General features: G+C 51.2%; 2 protein-coding genes. One reads left to right on the forward strand and one right to left on the reverse strand.

The window, feature by feature from the left end:
- A partial coding sequence (locus GS601_RS22575; protein WP_162425544.1) for an AraC family transcriptional regulator occupies positions 1 to 740 on the reverse strand: 740 nt, incomplete at its 3' end.
- Between the two features lie 100 nt (positions 741 to 840).
- Here GS601_RS22575 and GS601_RS22580 point away from each other — a divergent pair.
- Positions 841 to 1,140: element excision factor XisH family protein (locus GS601_RS22580; protein ID WP_202925301.1), on the forward strand; the 300-nt coding region annotated here is incomplete at its 3' end.

Below are 1,140 nucleotides of genomic sequence, written 5' to 3' on the forward strand. Positions count from 1 at the left end.
TGCTGCGCTAACTCTAGCTGTGACGGCGGTTCTTCCAGGTGCGATCGCAAAATCTCTGCTGCAAATCGAATCCGTTCGATCGTTTGTGGCTTGAAACAACGCTCGATCGAGGGTTCCTCCACTCCAATTCCGGCAATCTGGAGCGTCATCAACTCCATCACCTTACTCTGCCAATACATTCGCTTCACCGTCCCCACAAACGGGCACTCGATGATCTGTTGCACAACCGTCCGAATTCCCGCCGTGGTCTTAGGAGAAAACGTTCGCTGCCAGTCCTCTCCCTGCACCAATGGCTGAAGTTCCAGCGGCAATTCTCCCGACGGTTCCGCAAAGAATCGATACAACAATTCCGGCTCCATGTGAATCGAGACTCCAATCTGCGGCTGTGATTGCGGCATAAACACGGCATGACTTTGCTGGATGCCGCTACCTCCGACATAGCCCTGCTCTGCATCAATCCAAGGCAGATTGCCAGAATCAGAAACTCCTGACAAATGCACCATAAACTGCACCGGGTGAGGATTCTGCAAAACTTGCGCCCTGACATCGTGCAGGGTTTGATGATAGATGGACAATTCCAGACCAGGATACAACTCACTATCTCGTCGCATCCCGCTCCCCATCAGTGGCGGCACAGTGTAGATTGTCTCGACGCGATCGAGACTTGTCACGGGGGGATACTGCTGCTCTGTTTCCCGCCACAGTTCCGCTTCTGCTTGTGCCGTCAGTTCCAGGGTCATTGGAGTTGGTTAATGAAAATTAGTCTCAAGTATCCCTGGAACGAGATTTGAAAGTCAAGGAAGTTCGTAGAGTACGATTTCAAACTTATAATAGGGACAAATGATTGGGCTGCCTGCTGTGGTGAAGGATCGGTTTCACCAGATTGTTAAAACAGCTTTGATTCGGGACGGTTGGAATGTAACCCACGATCCGTTGCAAATTAAAGTGGGTGGGGTGGACATGGAGATCGATTTGGGAGCAGAACGACTCCTGGCAGCAGAGCGGGGAGATGAAGCGATCGCTGTTGAAAGCAAAAGCTTTTTGGCTAGCGCATCCGCGATTTCAGAATTTCATACCGCGTTGGGGCAGTTTATTAATTATCGGGCGGCATTGCGGCGAGAAGATCCAGAGCGTGTTCTG

The sequence above is a fragment of the Myxacorys almedinensis A genome (assembly GCF_010091945.1).
Classification (GTDB): Bacteria; Cyanobacteriota; Cyanobacteriia; order Leptolyngbyales; family Leptolyngbyaceae; genus Myxacorys; species Myxacorys almedinensis.